We start from the raw sequence: 15,847 nt of genomic DNA, 5'->3' as shown, positions 1-15,847 counted from the left end.
TGGTCATCAATTTTAAATATCTGGTTCGACACTTCTGCATTTTATCGTACAAGCGCCCTTATCTTTCCCCTTCTAACTTCTGTATGTTCACTGCACCAGATAAGCATGTTAAAGCTGCATTAGAACGTCATATCACACACAGTTATGCAGCTAAGTTTCGCTAGAATTTCCATTCCACATAAACCATAGTCTTTCGCAGAGGGTCATGACGGCGCTTGAGGAGATGACGCCGAAGGTAGAGCAGTACTCCATTGACGAAATGTTCCTGGATTTAACCGGCATCGATGGGTGTGAGGACTTCGAACACTTCGGGCGGCGCCTGCGTGCGCACGTGCTGGCCACAACCGGTCTAACTGTCGGCGTAGGCATGGGGCACACCAAAACCCTGGCCAAAAGCGCTCAATGGGCCAGTAAAGAGTGGAAGCAGTTCCGGGGAGTGCTGGCACTGACACCGGGGAATCCCAAACGTACAGCCACCCTCCTGCAAAACCAGCCGGTCGAGGAGATCTGGGGCGTTGGTAGGCGCATTGCTAAGAAGCTGAATATCATGGGCATCGAAAACGCCCTGCAACTGTCGCGGGCGCACCCTGCTCTCATTCGCAAAAATTTCAGCGTGGTGCTTGAGCGTACCGTGCGCGAACTTAATGGTGAATCCTGCATCCCACTGGAAGAGTTTACGCCCGCCAAGCAGCAGATTGTCTGTTCGCGATCCTTCGGCGAACGCATTACATCAAAAGTGGCCATGCAGCAGGCACTCTGTCAGTACGCAACACGCGCATCAGAAAAGCTTCGGGGAGAACGGCAGTTCTGCCGGCGCGTGGGGATATTTATTCGCACTTCCCCTCACGCTCAAGGTGAGGTGTTTTATGGCAACAGCGCCGGTGAAAACCTCAGTTTTCCTACTCAGGATACCCGCGATGTGATTGCTGTGGCGATGCGCTCGCTGGACCGCATCTGGCTGGAAGGCCGCCGTTATATGAAAGCCGGCATTATGCTTGATGACTTTACACCCAACGGCGTCAGCCAGTTGAACCTGTTCGATGAGAACGCCCCCCGCCCCAACAGCGCACAGTTGATGAAGGTACTAGACGGCATCAATCAGTCCGGGCTGGGAAATCTCTGGTTTGCGGGTCAAGGCATTAATACCGAATGGAAGATGAAGCGTGAAATGCTCAGCCCCGCATGGACAACACGCTGGGCAGATATTCCTGTTGCGCGCGTGTTGTAGGAAAAGTGGTTCCGTTGACTTCGACTCAAGGAGGTTTTCAACTTCACCTTAACCACCGTCTAAGTACGAAGGATATGATCTGTATTGAATAAATACCCTTGCAGTAATGTACTTCCTTAGGGGTGTTTGCTGTTTTCCGGCATTCTAACATGCCATTCTCTTAAAGACTTTAGTGGGATGCTCGCAGTTAAATGGTGTATCGGCCTGCTGCAGGAGTGCTCACTGGATTAACATAGCGTGACCATATATTTAGTGTGTGCATGTTAAACAGTCACATCCTGACGCAGCTATGTTCAATGGGGATAAGTACCTGTTGAAGTACCAATCAAAAGCTTAATATTTCCGACCTTATGACCAGTGAGTTGGGACCACGGTCCCAACAGAAAATATCAATTTTTTTGAGTGTACTGGGACCGTGGTCCCAGCCTAGCCTTCACGGAAAAATAATTCTCGCTAGTGGTTCATCAACAATTGGGACAATGGTCCCAATTGCCAGTTACTGTGTGAGTAAGTAAATAACCCAGCAAGATATTCCATCTGAATCAGTAAAGGCTGCTGGGACCGTGGTCCCAGCAAGGGTCAAATTTATCATGATTTTAAGCTATCAATGATATGGCGAGAGCAACGGCCGTGGTACCAAAAAACTCAGGTTCGCTTCCTAACCGAGATACGTTAGAACCACGGTCCCACTTGGACTAAGACCAAATAATGTCGTTACTGACTGAGGCATCAAGCGGAAAAAATATGAGCACGCAGCTTCGAGGGATCTCATTGGTGGGACCACGGTCCCAACGGCCATTGAGTTAGTTGCTGCATATTAAGGATATGAATCTTGCAAAGCCCGGGGCGTACACAGAAAAGGATATCTGACAGCTGGGACCATGGTCCCAGCTGTCAGGCTGTTACATCGGCATGTTACAGAGCAAGGACTTTGTGAAATGATTTGTACTGTTACATTTAAACGCGGAGAACTAGGTCTTCTATCTGGGACCACGGTCCCAAGACAATGTTTAATGCTGGAGCCTTGTGAGCAGTTCTTCAAACTGTGCAATAAGAGACTCGGGAACTCTGGTTCTGTCCAGACTGAACAACACTTTATTGCCTTTGTACTGCGCAGTCGCCCCCGGAGCAAAATCCTTCTTGATTGCAGGCTCCCGCACCACAAGGGTGCCTTTAGTTAGCCCCGCATTCAGTTCCTGAATGATTTCATCTGATTCATAAAGCAGACCGTTTTTACGACCTGCAATAAGGGTTTGAGTTTGATCAGCCAGCAATGACTCTTTACCTTCAAATGCTTTAAATAACTGTTCACCGGCTCTTGCCGAAAGTTCTCCAGGATGCGAGAAGAGGGAGATGACGTCAGTGGGTAGTCTGGCCGTGTTCAGGCAGCGCGTAATGATTTTACGAGAAATGCCTTCAGCATCAGCGAGAGCTGAAATATTGTTTGCAAACTCTCTCTCCAGCCTCATCGCGTAGCGCTTGCCTCGTTCGTAAGCACTGGTAGGTCGGTAGTCATTTCCGAGCTTACACAACGAATCCATCTGTTCATCGTCCAGATCGCCAAGCAGCACGCGATACTCCGAAGAAGTCAGGATAGCGGTCATACGCCTGCGGCTGCCATCAGCAACTTCAATCCCACCGTTAACCTGGCGACCAAAGGCCGGGTTTTGCTGCCCGTTCAGCAGGAAAGAGGGGATGAGATCATCAAGGGCGTCTTCTGTCAGAAACTCTTGTACCCGCTCATTACCCCCCCAGACGTGAGTGGACTTTTCTACCTGACCCGCTGGTACAGTTTCCAGCGTGAACTTTACATCCCGTCCGCAAACGGGCAACACAATAGAATTTCCTTTGGTCATTCCGCCGACGCGAGCGATCAGAGAATCAACCATCGGTGCAGCGGGTGCAGAGGACTGAGCGCCAGCAGAAGAGGAGGGCGAAGATTTGGGAATAATGGGTGCACGTTTCATCAGCGGATCTCCCAGCGCGGTTTAATCAGGCGGTCAAAGATTTCATTGCATACAGGCTCCCATATGGCCAGCGCATTGCGCCAGGCACCGGTAGAGGAGCGCTGATCGATGGCTTGTTCGAACACGGTGCGCATCCTGATCTGGCCTTTACCAACCTCATCGGTTTCGCGGACGACATTCTTGAGTACCATTCCGCCCCAAGCATCGCGTATTTGCTCTTCCATCCACGGTGATTGTGAGCCGTTGTTGTTACTGTACTTGGTCAGCAGAATACGGACATCAGGCTCAAACCCTTGAAGATCTACGTTCTTCAAGAGATCGCGGAGCATATCGAAGAACTGAAGCGCAGAGGTGTAGTCAAACAACTCAGCCGGTGTAGGCACGATCAGTACGTCCGCTGCACACACCACGTTAATGGTACCAATACCCAAATTTGGTGCACTGTCGATGACCACTACGTCGTAATCCTGGGCAACAGATTCAATAGCCAGCCTGAGCATCATGTGAGGCTCGGTTGGCAGCTTGCCCTCGTCATATCGCCCCATAAGCTCGGTTTCAATACGGTGTAGTGCCAGGCAGGAAGGGATGATATCAAGCCCAGGCCAACAGGTAGGCCTGATGGCATAAAAGGCATCATCGCGTTCGCCGAGGTAGAAGGGCAGCAGCGTATCGTCAGCGTGAATGTGCAGGTCCGGCACCCATCCGTGGTACATAGAGGCGGTACCCTGCGGATCGTTCCCTTCAACAAGCAGTACGCGAAGACCTTTTAGCGCCAGATCCTGCGCCAGGTGAACTGACACAGAAGTTTTGTAAACGCCGCCTTTATGAGCAGCCACGCCAATCACGGGAGGGATACTTTCATCGGGCCGGCGCAACCGGGTCCCGAAAACATCCCTCATGTGATTGATCTGCTCTATGGTATAGCCCACGCGCTGTTCCACACGCCCGCGCATCTCCAGATCGGGGTAGGGGAGTCGCCCGACTTTCTCCGCATCACGAATAGCCTGCGGCGAAACGCCAATAAGATCGGCCGCTTCACCAACCCGCCATCTGCGGGTTATTTTTCGAGCCTCCGGACTGTCATCATTAAACTGAGCCACCGCAATAGCTTTGGTCATCTCGTGACCTGCGGCGATACACTGATCCAGCGTATTCATTAATCCCACGAACACTCTCCATTATCAACTTTGCATCCTTTCATTAAATCTTGATAATTGATGCAAAGCAACACCAAATTTGCAAATGTAGTGGATTAGTGCAAAGTATGTATGCTGTTGGTGTGGAGATGATGCTGATACCGCAATCCGATTTAAGGGCTTGGGAATGATGTTAAGTTGTTATAAATGTTTGCATGCGAACTGAGAAAATCGTTTGAAGAAAACCTGCGATACTCCTGTCTTGCCGCGTGAAGTGCGAACAGAGGATACAAAAACATAAAAGAGCTTAATTGTCTGGCAGCGCTATGTGAATTCTGCATGGCTAGAGGACAGAAACTTATTCAGAATTTACACAGAGACGCGATATCAAACCAAGGTAATGGGATGAATCAGAGCCTCTAACCCAGAACCGGTGAGCGTGGAGCTAGCAGCTCTGCTCGAAGATATAAGCGGAATTGCTCAGCGGACTTCACATGGCGGGTTCTGTTGCAGATGGCAGGGGGATTCAGGATGAAGGCACAACAAGATCCTGACCGAATTTTATCATGTTGGCTTGTCTCAATAGCCAGCAGGCCGACATCGTGTATCCGACTCTGGACCTGCACAGGCAGGCAACGAACTGAATTTCAATGATTTCGTGAATTGCTTAAACTTCCCGCGAGATTTAACTGGCGGAGTCAGAGAACTGACTCGTTCGGGTCACCGGGAGCAATTTCCTCCGCACGCAGATCGCTGAAACTGATGGTATGACTTTGCGGTTTCTGGAGTTTCGGAAGTTCGGCAATCCTCAGTTTGAGTGGCATCGGGCAAACAACGCCGCTGAAAATACACGTTCCTGTCGAGAGGGTGGGGATGGATGCCTCGGTCAGCTTATCAATGTAAGAAACAGATTTTTCTATGGCGTAAAGATCATTCTGATTAATAAGCCGGTGAATAAAGTAGTTGTGCGCCTGAGAGACGATTGTGGGGGAGATATCATTAGGACGCTGACTTGAGATAGTCACGAACACACCAAACTTTCGACCTTCCTTAATGATCTCTTCAAAGGTTTCCAACCTGTAATCTTTCCAGCTTTCCGTTTCTCTGGAAGATGTGTTGGACAGTATATTATGGGCTTCATCAATAATAAGATGCAGAGTTGAGGGTATTGAAGACATCTTCTTCATATTGTAAGCCCATTTAGCTATCAAAAGAGGAAGCATTTTCTTCATCGTTATGTTAACCATGTTGAGGTTAATAACAGTGAAATTCTCATCATCCCAGAAATCTTTTTTACCTGACGTATCAAATATCTTGGCGATATCCTTACGGTTAGTATTCATCCTATTAATAACAGGTGAAACATGTTCGGGATTAGATTTATTTGAGAGGAATTCATAGATAAGCTTAAGCCACATGAAATCCAGAAGATTAGCAATCATGTCTCTTTTGAATTTAAATGCGCATGCCTTTTTGTAAATATAGGCAGCCTCAACATCGCGTTCTGAATTAAAATAATATTTATGACCAACAATTTTCCACTTATAGCTACCAGAGTGAAACTCGAGATCTGAAAATAATTCTGGATCGTCTAAAAATATAGGAACGAACATTGCATTAACTGCTTCGGATTTTACCTTGTCACCACTGGAAAGATTCTGCTTAATTTTCTTTTTAAGCATATTTCTCATATACTCCACTGGATTTTCAGCACTCATGACTTCTGACTGAAAATCCAGTACTCGCTTCAAAAATGGCTTTTGCGTCTTGTCAGTAGCATCAGTGAGGACAGAGAGCATGTCATGTTCCAGAAGCACTTCACGGGGCAGTGGAAGCTTGCTCCCCCTTGCATTATGAGTATTCAGATTGTAGACCGTTTTGTTCTGTGTAATGCAGTGTTCATCCGTATACTCCCCATTAAAATCGAACAGTAAGAAACGGCAACGCTCTGAAAAACGCTCGCCCAGCAACGCTTTCATTTCAGACGTACCCGCCTGGTAAAGAGCCGCCAAGGTATTCGATTTCCCGCTACCCGTATTCCCGAAAATCGCAATGTGCGAATTCATCAGACCATTCACCGGCAGTGCAATCTCAATATCCTCAAGCTCCGTTCGGGTAAAGTTCATTACCGCTTCGTCTTCATCGGCAATGCTGTGGATCGTACGAATTATAGACTCGGTGACAATAAAAGCTTCATTACCGATAAGCGGCAGTTCACGCGAGCCACCGATGAAGTTGTTGCTTCTGTTGATATAGCCCGTCAGTGATGCTGAAAGGTATCGGCGGTACCGCCAAGCATCGCTGCCGCTACCGGAGGGGTGCTTTTCTTCAACGATTTTTTCGGCTTCAACCTTCGCAATAAGGCTCGTGAAACCCTTCTTGATTTCAATAAAACTTCCAACAGATACATTTCGCAGTATCTTGCCCTGAAAGAACAGATCGCTTAGATTTTTATTCTTATCGACCATGATGGTAATGGCTCGACCTGAAACTTCACAGACCTCACCTATACGAAGAACGGCCTCTTCATCAATATATTTTGCATTCATCGGGTGCCACCAAGATAACAGGTGATAATGTTATTCATTACCTGAAAGGTGAGATTTTTTCCGGGAAGATATATGATTTCCACGTTCGAAAACTCCCCGAACTTAGCCATGAAGTTTGTCACATCATCATCGCTATAGGCAAAAACCAACACTTTCAGTGTAGCGTTGCGGAGTGCTTTCTTGGTAAGAGTTTCAATATGTTCATCAGCAAACGAGAAACCAAAAACAATCAGCAATGTAGCTTCTTTATCAAGCTCATTGGAATAAGTTCTGAGTAAATCATAATACACGTTTTGCAATAGCGTTTCTTTGAACTTTTCTTTCCTGGGTAATATCATGCAATGAGACAGTACCCATTTTTTTCTTACACTTTTAACTTTAATTCGAGAGGGTTCAGATTCTGGAAATTGATAAATTATTTTTTCTTCTTTACGCGTCCAGGACAATGAACCGTGCATTTTGATCAGATTTACAGTTGGCAACTCAACCTTGTAGTTATACAGATTTCCTGTAGCGCTGATCGTATGATAAAAACTTCCTGCATCAAAAGCATCATTGCCCAAGAGATTGGCGCGCCTGTTGAATCCGTCGTTGAGTATAATATTGCTGTTTCGAATGCCTGCGTCTTCAATAAACATATCATAATTAGTGGTGAAAACATTGATACGACGGGGCAGTAGACCTGTCCGACGGCGCGTCAGAATGCGTTCAAGGGCCGTGAGAAAATGATCATAATTATCCTGTGACTGCTTAAGTCTGTCGGTCAGACCCGCAGGAACCGGTGATATTGTGCTGTGACCCAGCAGCTTCTCGTGCGGTCGCCAGACCGAACCGAGAAAGGTTGCTGCTTTCTCAAAATACCCATCTTCATTTTCATCCTCGATAAGGCGCTGCAGCTCGGTTTCAATATTCCCCAGCACCCGAATGGCCGGCAACGACGCGCCGGAGCCAATAAGAAAGTTAATATTAGCCGACTGGAACACCCGCTCGAAGTAGTCCCTGTCTGCTTCACTCCCGTAATAAGCGCGCTTCACTGCCATCTGACACGTCCCTGAGGTTTTTAGGATTTATCTGTATAAAAACATCTTACCGCCGAGTTGCGCTCTTTTACATCACTTCTTCACTGACCTGGCTTTACCCCATTTATACCAAACGCACGGATCGGACCCACAGCCCATGCTGCGCGCGGGGTGGGGCGGTTTTACGGTGAAAAAGGATCCTTTACCTGCTTTGGATAAGGCGCTAATCTGCGGGTAAAACCAAATCCCGGATCCTTTTTCCGCGATTTATTCCGCTTTCCCCGCCGGTAAGGGGCGGCGAAAATAGCCTTCACAGACCCCGACGTCGCTACGTGAAAATTAACGGATGAACAGCCTGATACCCCAGCAGAATTTAACAGGGCGCGTGACGGCGCTGTCCTTCGCGCCGGGCGCCGACTTTGCCACCGCGGTAGCGCTCAGGCGCTGGGCCACCGCCAACGGCGTGACACCGTTCTACCTGCTCGCCCCCGAGGTCGCCGCGCTGCTGCACTACATGCCCGACCGGCGCCACCACTTTTTCTTTAACGCGCTGTGGAACACCGGCGCGCGCATCGGCGAGGGCTGCACGTTCACCCCGGAGTCGTTCGTCATCGACGGGCCGCGCCCGTTCGTGCGCATTCTGTCGGAAAAGGTGCGGAGCCGGCGGGGCCGGCCGCCGAAAGACGCCGTGCGCCTGGTGCCGCTCACCGATCCCGCCTTTGTGCGCCAGGTCGAGGTGTGGATGGCGAGCGAGCGCCCGAAGCGGCGCGAGCCGCTGTGGTCCGTGACGGATGAAACCATGCGCAACTGGCTGAAGGCGGCGGTGAAGCGCGCGGCGGACGATGGCGTGCACCTCTCAGTGCCGGTGACCCCGCACACGTTTCGCCACTCGTACATCATGCACCTGCTGTACCACCGCCAGCCGCTCAAGGTCATTCAGGCGCTGGCGGGACACAAGGACGCCCGCTCGATAGAGGTGTACACGCGGGTGTTTGCCCTCGACGTGGCGGCGACGCTTGAGGTGTCGTTCAGCGGAGAGGGCGCGGAGGCGGCGGCCGTGCTGAGAAGCCTGCCGCCGGTCTGAGTAGAATAATGAACAGGGAGTGGCAAAGATGCCTTCTGGCATGATTGAGGCCGTAGAGCTGATTCTTAAATTCGGCTCTCAGGTTTGGCTGGTGCTGGCCGGAGTGATGATTGCCACGGTGCTGTACGCGTGGCTGGTAAAAGCGGATCCATCCGGTTTGATACGTGACCTCCTTAACCGTAAAAAGCAGCGTCTGGTGCAGATACGTACGCTGGATTACCTGAGTGATGAGGCTAAAGAGCTCGCAGAACGTGAACTTAAGCAGCTCGTACTCCATCCGCTGACGGGGATATTTAATTACAGGCTGCAGCCTCTGGCAGTTGAGTTCTGTCACCGGTTTAATCAGCGGCCGCGTTATCTGGCGGCATGGCGCAACTGGCTCAGCGAACATAACGGTCAGATCAGCTTTGATAGAAAATGGTACCGGCGCGCATGGTTGGGATACGCATACGTGAACCTCCCCCTGTCGTTCAGTCTGGTTCTGGCGATTTCCTGTCTGGTAGGGTGGAAGGCCGGAATTGAGTACACGGCACCGGCAATATTGCTGAACATGGTTACCTGGTGTTTTCCGTGGCTGATGTTTTCATCGGTGCCTACTCCGGCAATGACCCGGGTACTGGAGACTGATTTGGAAGCATTTAATAAACGGGCGTCGGTATCAAGTGACGAATGCACGTCGGAGAGTTCGCCGCCGGTAAAAAAGTGACAGTGTAGCCACAAGGGAAAGGGTATCTACTTTCATGATAAGGGAAACATGAAGACCCTGACTGACGTCTTCATATGCCCTTCATGAAAGTGAATACCATGCACGACAAGCCGTTATTACAATACGCCCCTGGGCGGAATTAATGACCGGCCCCGCCTTGAGGTTGCAACCCGGAGTCAACGAACCTCGTTGTGGGGGAGATTAAGAGTTAGTAACTACTCACTAACAGTAAAGCATACTGGTGAGCGAAACAGATGGAAGGTATTTACTTTCATGGAAAAGGTATCTACTTACATGAAGTACGGACTAGCCGAGACTCACGAGTATGAAAGAGTATCTACTTTCATGATGAAGTCAGTGAATAGTCCCCGAAAGGTATCTGCTTTCATGCAGAGACAGCGATTGACGACAGAAAGGTATCCACTTTCATGAACATTTCATGAGGGGGGTACGCGTTTTCCATGAAAGTGAATACCTTTGCCACAAGGTCATCATGAAAGCAGATACCCCAATCGGCCTGTACATGAAAGCACAGACGGCATAACGCCCAGTGGCGACAGGAACAGGCGAGCTTACGGCGGGATGCATGAAAGTAGATACCCCTCAACATGACAAGGAGGCATCATTTCGCGCCTTTCAGTCATGAAAGTAAATACCTTTGAACTTCACATCATGGAAGCAAAGACTTCAATGGGCGTCAGCATGAAAGTGAATACCGTGGAGAAATCAGTGACCGGGTAACACCTGAAGCTTGGGAGAGCGGCCGCTGATGACAAACTGGATCTCACGGCCCTTTTTGAGCTCGGTATAATCGATGTAGCCTATCTTCTCCAGGTCAGCCATCGCGCGCCTGATAATCGAATTCTGTAGCTTGACGGGTGAGCCCATCGCCAGACGCTCTCTCAGGCGCTTCATGGAGATGTAAAGCGTGCCGCCAGGCATACTCTCAAAATAGATATAAAGAGACTGTGCGGCTTCTTTACGGGACAGCTCAGAGAGCGCCTTGAGGCCCAGCAGCACTTTGTGATCGTAGCGGTAAAGCTCCCACAGGTTGCTGTCAGCTGTTATCTCAACCGTATCCGTGTTCATGTTCAGCACGGCGCGCTGTACAAGGTGTGAGAACATGGATTTCTTGCCATCCTTGCTGCTGAAGGCGAGGGTCACGCTGGAAATGCTAAAGAGCGAGTCATGCAGACGCTTACGCGAGCGGGCGTTGAGATCGGCGGACTTGATCCCACACATTTTGGCGAACTCAGTGAACGGTAGCCGAATGGTTTCACTGCTGTAGCCATAAGTGGAGAAGGCCATAATGATGCCGAGCCACGTTTTGAAATCTGTCGACATGCTGAGCTTAGCGCCCTGGATCTTGATATCCGTGTAGCCCTCGCGCTTTGCCACCTCAAGGCTTGAGAGCTCATCTGACGCATCGATCAGGAAGTCACGCTTTCCTTTCTCCTTGGGGGCAACGGGCGTGAAGACGCTCAGACGCAGCAAAGCCACCGGCTGAACAGTTTTGTTGCTGTTCGGCTCCAGTAGATAAACTGTTTCTGTATCTTTTTTGACGATGGCAAAAGGGTTGTCTATATCGATGACTTTATTATCTTTTCCCACTTATCCACACCCTCGGGTCAGAAAGATCGCGTTTTCATGAAAGTGAATACCTTTATATCATGAAAGTAAATACCATTTCCATGAAAGTAGAGACCTTTTGCATGAAAGTGGATACCTTTCTCATGAAAGTAAATACCTTATTCATGAAAGTAGATACCCGAAGTGGTGTTTTTACCTTTTAGATCATTCAGATAGAGCATCTGTGATCTCTTTTGATCTTCTAATGATCTCAATATGATCTTCTTATGATCTTAAAAGAATTGATCTATCCGGTGGATATGTTGATAAAGTCAGTTGACTGCCGCGCCTGACGGCTTGCCCAACGCTTCACGACCACACAGTAAACTGTATGGCCGCTCACCGTTATCATAGAGAGTGTTTGGAATGACAATTTAACAATGGCTTGTGAATCTCTTTGGGCTGAAGGAGGGACTGATGCATGATGCAGGTTTGGACGTCTGGGTTAAACCCAGCCAGTAAACAGAAAATACTGGCTGAGTATGACGTATAAATTCTGATCGCCCACATAAGAGTTTTGATTGACGCTTCTTTTAACTAAAAGCTATGAATTAGTTTCATCTTTGAGCATATCGATAAGCTCTCTGAGGCCCTGAGGTATTTGCCTGTGACCAGGATAGTACAGATGCATTGCAGGTTCTATCGGAGCCCAGTCGGATAATACTTCGACAAGTTCCCCGCGTTTGATGTAATCGCTAACCCTGTCTTCAAGGCAATAAGTGATTCCCACATCGCCGAGGGCCAATTCTACACCCATTGTCGTTTCATTTACGCACGTCTGCCCTGGCACTTCAATTGCCCGGTATTCATCGCCTTTTCTGAACTCCCACCTGTAGATCGTTCCGGACCCCATACGGATCTGAATGCACGAGTGAGAACGTAGATCTTCAGGGACGACAGGTTTCTGCCGACGAAACAGATAACGGGGTGATGCAACGGCAACCCATCGCAAGTCATGCCCAAGTTTTACTGCCACGAAATCTTCAGGAACTGTACCGCCGAAACGTATACCAGCATCGAATCCTCCAGATACGATATCTACCATCTTATCATCGACTGCTATCTCAATTTCCACTTCAGGATAGGCCTGTAAAAATCGTGGAAGATGCTTAGCGAGGATGAGACGGGCGCCATCGCAGAGAGCATTCACTCGAAGTCGCCCTACGGGTCGGTCTCGAAAATTGTTTATCTCATCGAGTGCATCGCCAATTTCTTTAAAACCAATTTCAAGACGCGAAGCGAGAGAAGCACCTGCATCAGTAGGCGCGACTGTTCTGCTGGTCCGGTTCAGAAGGCGAACGCCGAGGCGAGCTTCAAGATTACGAACTGAATGACTCAGGGCTGAAGTCGTTATACCCAGTTCGACAGCAGCCTGGGTAAAGCTTCGTAGCCGTTCAACGGCTCGGAATGCGTTAAGGTCGGCAAGATCGCGGCGGGAAAGTTTAGCGATTGGTCTTACAGGCATGAGCCATATTCCATCGTTGAATTTTTTTAAATGGCCCTTGCATTAATATTCAATTATTACAAGGCCCGTGAGAGCTATTTTTAATTAAATTCAACAATGGTGTCATTAACTGTTTTTCAAAATTGAGATAAGAGCATCCTCAGAAGAAGGGATGACTCCCTATGAAGGCTGTACGGTAGAGAGGAGATCAAGGAAAAGGGGCAACAACATGGCGTTGTTACCCGGATGACTTACTGGCCAGCGGAATCCGGTTCAGAGATTAAACGATGTCGCTGTGCTTTCTGAGACTCACTTTGGATACGGTTAAGGATATCACCCTCATGCTCAGCATCATCACTCCCGTACACGTATTCATGGCCGCTCATGAGGGCATACCATGCGCGTTCTGCAACCTCTTCAGGTGTCGTTGGCTGGCTTGCTCCTACTTTGGTATTGGCCTGGCCTGCGTTATTAAAGAAGTTCGTTTGCGTTGCTCCAGGCATGAGTAATGTCATATTGAGACCTTGTCCTTTCAACTCATTTCTGATGGCCCAGAAGAATGAGTTAACAAATGCCTTTGAAGCACCGTAGATGGCTTCAAAGGGGATAGGCGATGTACCTGATACTGATGAGGTCATCAGAACATGACCCCCACCGTTTTTTATCAGCTCGGGAAGGAAGACTTTTGAGAGGTGGACGTAGGAGTCAATATTAAGACGAATCAAATTGAGCTCTTTGCTAAGCTCAGTTCCGCCGATAAATCTACCACCAAGGCCCTGGCCTGCATTTATGACCATTGCATTAATTGATAAGCTTTCGCTGTCAATCCTTTTTTTTAGTGATTCAATATCATCATAGTTGCTGAGATCAGCAGGATAGGAGAATATTTCAGTGCCTGATTTCCGTAACTCTTCGCAGGCTTTATTTAACTTCTCTTCTCCACGAGAAACAGCAATTATGTTATAGCCATTTTTAGCGAAAATTTTCGCCAGTTCGTATCCAATTCCGTTCGAAGCCCCGGTAATCAATGCAGTTTTTCTGTTCATAATTATCCTCATCTGAATTTAAAAATCCAATTTAAGGCTAGCATTGATTTTATGTTTTGTTTTCTGACTCGTATTTCGGGTTGATTAAAAATTCATCACCTAGAGTAAAAGATATTAAAAATCAATGGCTTGCTATTGATGATTTTTATTCAATGGTTCATTTATAAAATAACACATTGAGTGTATCTTCATGAAAAAGAGCAAGAAATTTATTTTATTTGTTGTTTTGTCGTAAGGTTTTAAATTGCTTACTGTGACTGGGTGGTTAAATTAAACTATATTGACTTGTGATGAAATTCATTCAAATAAAGGAAGTTTAATGTCAATTACAAGTGAAACAGTTACTGTCATTACAGGTGCGTCATCAGGTATTGGTTCCGCTTCAGCAATTCGAATTGCTAAGCATGGTGGTACAGTTATTTTAGCTGCCAGGAATGAAGAAAAGTTAAAATCTATCGTTAATCAGATTAAGGATAGTGGTGGATATGCTGATTATAAAGTAACGGATGTAACCGACATTGAGAGCCTGAAATCACTCGGGCAATATGTGCAGGAAAAGTACGGAAGAATTGATCATCTGGTTAATAATGCCGGGTTGATGCTGTTTTCCAACTGGAAGGATGTGGCACTGGATGACTGGAAGAAAATGATCGATACCAACATCCATGGTTATCTGAATGCTCTGGCTGTGTTCTTACCTGTATTAGTTATGCAAAAACATGGTCACATCCTTAATATGAGTTCGGTTGCAGGTATCCATACCGGTGACGCAAGCGGTGTTTATAGCGCAACAAAATTCTTCATCAGGGGGCTCACAGAAAGCCTGAGAAGAGAGATTGGGGTAGGTGAAGGCATTCAGGTATCGATGATAAGCCCTGGTGTCATTAACACTGGTTGGGCGGATAAGGTTGAAAATAGTGAAGGAAAGGGTATTGCGAAAAAGCTCAATGAAATTGCAATCTCTCCTGAAGAGGTTGCCGATGCAGTAGCTTATGCACTGGATAAGCCTCAGAACTTAACGATAAATGATATTGTCATCCATCCTACATTGCAGGGGTGGTAAGTGTTAAAAGAGCCCGGGTCTGGGCTCTTTTTCATGGTATAAACTCTAAAAAAGTGTCATTAAATCATGTCAGACACTCAAACCGTTCAAATCATATCTGCTTTAAATCCATCACATAGCGATATCTGGCTTTTTTAGCGACAACATCTGACCACGTCTGATTAATATCTGAAGGCTTTATAAGCCTGTAGTCAGGTTTGATACCGTGAAGGTTACAGTAATCAATCACTTCCTGAGTTTCACGTATGCCACCAATTGTCGATCCTGCAAAACTGTAGCGCCGCAATACCGTTGTAAACGGTGATAACTGATTCGGCTCAGAGACCTTGCCGATGCCAACGAGGCAAAGTGTTGCATCGCGTTTCATCGTGTTCATGATCGGATCAAGTTCATGCTGGTAAGGAACAGTGTCCAGCACAAAGTCAAAGTGCCGGTTTAACTTTTTTAATTTTTCTGCATCGTAGTTTACAACCACGTCATGGGCACCAAAACGGCGGGCATCGTCTGCTTTATCCGGAGACGTAGTAAATACCACCACTTCAGCCCCCATTGATTTGGCGAGCTTCACTGCAAGGTGTCCTAGCCCTCCCATACCTACAATTGCCACTTTTGAATCTTTTCTTACCTGCCAGTGGCGAAGCGGAGAGTAAACGGTAACTGCAGCACACATAACTGGTCCAGCAGCAGCAAGGTCATATTCTTTTGGAATTTTTATAACAAAATCTTTATTTACTACAGCTGCTGTGGAATACCCCCCTTGAGTAACACCGGTGGGTTCTACACTTTCAGGTACAGGGCTTCCGTAGGTCATTGTTGGTCCTACCTGACAGTATTGTTCCATTCCCGCTCTGAATCGCCACGGATAATCTAGACACTTCCGAGCCGTTGATAATACTGGTTTTCATATTCTGTCGGTGACATCTGATCGCTAGAACCATGCCGACGCTTACTGTTATAAAACATTTCGATGTAATCA

At 47.7% G+C, this 15,847-nt stretch carries 12 protein-coding genes and 1 pseudogene; 4 read left to right on the top strand and 9 right to left on the bottom strand.

The annotated features are described in order from the left end of the window. Positions 1–184: 184 nt before the first annotated feature. A pseudogene (gene umuC / locus LBW88_RS23135) lies at positions 185–1,228 on the top strand (translesion error-prone DNA polymerase V subunit UmuC); the annotation flags it as partial. A 1,010-nt stretch (positions 1,229–2,238) separates the two neighbouring features. On the opposite strand, the gene LBW88_RS23130 reads toward umuC, so the two are convergent. The 4 genes from LBW88_RS23130 to LBW88_RS23115 form a co-directional block, all read right to left on the bottom strand. Further along, on the bottom strand, positions 2,239–3,195 hold the full coding sequence (locus LBW88_RS23130; protein WP_224934907.1) for a ParB/RepB/Spo0J family plasmid partition protein: 957 nt from the start codon (positions 3,193–3,195) through the stop codon (positions 2,239–2,241). Beyond that, a complete protein-coding gene (sopA, locus tag LBW88_RS23125) occupies positions 3,195–4,361 on the bottom strand; it encodes a plasmid-partitioning protein SopA (RefSeq protein WP_224934909.1) in 1,167 nt (388 codons plus the stop codon). Before sopA ends, LBW88_RS23130 begins: the two co-directional genes overlap by 1 nt. Before the next feature lie 668 nt (positions 4,362–5,029). Then, on the bottom strand, positions 5,030–6,880 hold the full coding sequence (locus LBW88_RS23120) for an ATP-binding protein (protein WP_224934910.1): 1,851 nt from the start codon (positions 6,878–6,880) through the stop codon (positions 5,030–5,032). After that, positions 6,877–7,920 (bottom strand): SIR2 family protein, encoded by a 1,044-nt coding sequence (locus LBW88_RS23115; RefSeq protein ID WP_224934912.1) that lies wholly within the window; start codon positions 7,918–7,920, stop codon positions 6,877–6,879. The genes LBW88_RS23120 and LBW88_RS23115 overlap by 4 nt, the downstream gene beginning before the upstream one ends. A 325-nt stretch (positions 7,921–8,245) precedes the next feature. On the opposite strand from LBW88_RS23115, the gene LBW88_RS23110 reads away from it, so the two are divergent. Both LBW88_RS23110 and LBW88_RS23105 read left to right on the top strand, forming a co-directional pair. After that, positions 8,246–8,983 carry a tyrosine-type recombinase/integrase gene (locus LBW88_RS23110; protein ID WP_224934913.1) on the top strand — a complete coding sequence of 246 codons (738 nt, stop codon included), beginning with the start codon at positions 8,246–8,248 and terminating at the stop codon, positions 8,981–8,983. 19 nt (positions 8,984–9,002) lie between these two features. Continuing rightward, positions 9,003–9,689: a hypothetical protein gene (locus LBW88_RS23105; RefSeq protein ID WP_224934915.1), complete on the top strand. Its 687-nt coding sequence runs from the start codon at positions 9,003–9,005 to the stop codon at positions 9,687–9,689. Between the two features lie 726 nt (positions 9,690–10,415). On the opposite strand, the gene LBW88_RS23100 is transcribed toward LBW88_RS23105, so the two are convergent. The 3 genes from LBW88_RS23100 to LBW88_RS23090 all read right to left on the bottom strand — a co-directional run bounded on the left by LBW88_RS23100 (position 10,416) and on the right by LBW88_RS23090 (position 13,808). Beyond that, positions 10,416–11,300, bottom strand: a complete 885-nt coding sequence (locus LBW88_RS23100) for a RepB family plasmid replication initiator protein (protein ID WP_224934917.1) — start codon at positions 11,298–11,300, stop codon at positions 10,416–10,418. Positions 11,301–11,862: 562 nt separating this feature from the next. Beyond that, positions 11,863–12,783, bottom strand: coding sequence for a LysR family transcriptional regulator (locus LBW88_RS23095; protein WP_224934919.1), 921 nt, complete (start codon positions 12,781–12,783; stop codon positions 11,863–11,865). A 230-nt stretch (positions 12,784–13,013) separates the two neighbouring features. Further along, the gene (locus LBW88_RS23090) at positions 13,014–13,808 is read right to left on the bottom strand and encodes an SDR family NAD(P)-dependent oxidoreductase (protein ID WP_224934921.1); all 795 of its coding nucleotides are present in this window, start codon (positions 13,806–13,808) and stop codon (positions 13,014–13,016) included. A 319-nt stretch (positions 13,809–14,127) separates the two neighbouring features. On the opposite strand from LBW88_RS23090, the gene LBW88_RS23085 reads away from it, so the two are divergent. Next, the gene (locus tag LBW88_RS23085; RefSeq protein WP_224934923.1) at positions 14,128–14,871 is read left to right on the top strand and encodes an SDR family oxidoreductase; all 744 of its coding nucleotides are present in this window, start codon (positions 14,128–14,130) and stop codon (positions 14,869–14,871) included. A 91-nt stretch (positions 14,872–14,962) separates the two neighbouring features. Here LBW88_RS23085 and LBW88_RS23080 read toward each other — a convergent pair whose 3' ends face one another. Further along, positions 14,963–15,682 (bottom strand): NAD(P)-dependent alcohol dehydrogenase, encoded by a 720-nt coding sequence (locus LBW88_RS23080; RefSeq protein ID WP_224934925.1) that lies wholly within the window; start codon positions 15,680–15,682, stop codon positions 14,963–14,965. Between the two features lie 56 nt (positions 15,683–15,738). Further along, on the bottom strand, positions 15,739–15,847 hold a 109-nt coding region (locus LBW88_RS23075), incomplete at its 5' end, for an IS3 family transposase (protein WP_131023897.1).

The sequence above is a fragment of the Pantoea sp. alder81 genome (assembly GCF_020179835.1).
Lineage (GTDB): Bacteria > Pseudomonadota > Gammaproteobacteria > Enterobacterales > Enterobacteriaceae > Pantoea.
This window is presented reverse-complemented; position numbering and strand designations above follow the sequence as displayed.